1 protein-coding gene and 1 pseudogene are annotated in these 1,535 nt (G+C 73.4%); both read right to left on the reverse strand.

What is annotated here, in order from left to right:
- Positions 1–147 precede the first annotated feature (147 nt).
- Positions 148–1,329: a helix-turn-helix transcriptional regulator gene (locus AB0M29_RS45170; protein WP_365393685.1), complete on the reverse strand. Its 1,182-nt coding sequence runs from the start codon at positions 1,327–1,329 to the stop codon at positions 148–150.
- A gap of 18 nt (positions 1,330–1,347) precedes the next feature.
- Positions 1,348–1,535 (reverse strand): annotated as a pseudogene (locus tag AB0M29_RS45175) (HAD family hydrolase); the annotation flags it as partial.

Genomic DNA, 1,535 nt, shown 5'->3' on the forward strand with positions numbered 1-1,535 from the left:
CGGCCCCGTGCCAGGGGGAGGCGTGGTTGGTACGCCGACGCTCATGGCCGATCCCATCTGCCGATTACTGCGGGCAGAAAGATCGTGACCGTCTGGCAGGCCGTCAAGTGCTACACGCTGTATCGCTTTTCGCCCCGGAGGGTGAGGTCACACCGCCCCGACCCACTCGGCGAACGCCGCCAGGCGCGCGTCGTCGGCGCGGGACAACCGCAGCAACGTCCCCGCGGTCTCCCTGGCCCATCCGTGCTCCCGCGTGTGCTGCGGTGCGATCCGCCGGGCCACCGTCAGCGATTCGAATGCGTCCGCGCGGCGCCCCGCCCAGGTCTGCGCGCGAGCCAGCTCGATGTAGAACCCGGACCGGCGCTCGCTGGGCATGTCGCGCGGCGGCGCCCACTCGCGGGCGATGTCCAGCGCACGCTGCACGCCGTCGTCACCCAGGCTCACGGCGAACGACAGCTCGTGGATGCGCACCGAGTCCGGGCCGAACGCCGTGCCCTGGTAGATGCCTTCGGGCGTCAGGCCGGCCAGTGATCGGGCCTCGGCGAGGTGCTCGTCGGCCCGGTCCTGCCGTCCGGCCCGCCCGGCGATGACCGCCGCCCGCATGTGCAGCGCCCCGCGTGCAGCTGCCGCAGCTCGGCCGGTCGGTCTCGGCGCGACGTCGATCGCGGCCTCGAGCGCGCGCAGGCCCGCGTCGTGCGCGTGCGCGGCGAAGAACACCTCCGTGCGCACGTAGGAGACCGTGCTCGCCAACAGCGGGTCGTCGGCGTTGGGTACCGCCCACCTCATGACGTCGACCAACCGGGCCGACAGATCACGGTGTCCTGCCTTGTACGCCACAGCGTCAGCCGACCGGTACGCCGAGACCAGGAGCGCTGCCACCTCCGGCCGTGCGTCGGCGGCCGCCTGGTGCAATGCGCGAGCCAGCTCCCCGAGAAGCGTCGGCGTGGCCTCGGCCAGGCGGACGTACTGCGCGGCGAGCCGCCACCCTTCAGCGGTGGCGACCGCGGTCCGCAGGTCGCTGATGCCGCGCACCGGGCCGTCGTCAGGCACGTCGTACGAGGCGATCGCGGCGGACAGTGCGGGCATCGCCGCGTGCACGCGGCCTGCGGCCCGGGCGCCGGAGGTTTGTAGGCGTGACGGGTCGACGCCGAGGGCGGCAGCGATCGCGTCGAGGCTGTCTTCGGAGGGGCGGCGGGCGCCGCGTTCGATGCTGCGGATGGTGACGTGGCTGAGGTCGGCGGCCTGGGCGAGGTCGCGTTGGGTCAGCCTGCGTGCGCGGCGGGCGGTGGCGATGCGCTCGCCCACGCCGCGCATGGGATCGGCAGACATGCACGGAATGTAGCGGTGTCAGAGCGTTGGAGTAAGGCACTCGGCGAGGTCGGCGAGGGAGTCGACGCGGAAGTCGGCGAGTGCGGCCACGTCGGGGTCGTTGGCCCAGAGGTGTCCCCAGGGCCCGCGGCGCAGGTGCGCGGCGCGCAGCCCGGCGGCCTTCGCGGGGACCAGGTCGTTGGCGGGGTGGTCGCCGACGTACAGGA

Origin of the sequence: Streptomyces sp. NPDC051976 (assembly GCF_040680795.1) — a bacterium.
Taxonomy (GTDB): Bacteria; Actinomycetota; Actinomycetes; order Streptomycetales; family Streptomycetaceae; genus Actinacidiphila.

Bases quoted from the DNA above. Each gene is read 5' to 3' on its own strand.
- AB0M29_RS45170 (WP_365393685.1), bottom strand. From the start codon at position 1,329: ATGTCTGCCGATCCCATGCGCGGCGTGGGCGAGCGCATCGCCACCGCC.